Here is a 245-nt window from a genome sequence, read left to right on the forward strand (position 1 = left end):
CAGATAGGTCGGCATGTAGCTGAGCAGCGTGTAGTTCACGACATTGAGCGCGATCACGAGGCCGCTCATCGCCAGCAGCGCGCGACGGTGACGGGTCAAAAGATCGCGCAAGGGGGATGCAGGGGCGGGATGCTCCTGTTGCGCAACCTCCCGGAAAAGCGGCGTCTCCTCCATGCGGGAGCGCAGATAGACGCCCACGAAACCCAGTGGCCCCGCCAGCAGGAACGGCAGGCGCCAGGCCCACT

General features: G+C 65.3%; 1 pseudogene. It reads right to left on the reverse strand.

The annotated features are described in order from the left end of the window. A pseudogene (locus ACYPYD_RS28230) lies at window positions 1–245 on the reverse strand (MFS transporter); the annotation flags it as partial.

This window comes from Novosphingobium sp. 11B, assembly GCF_054589055.1.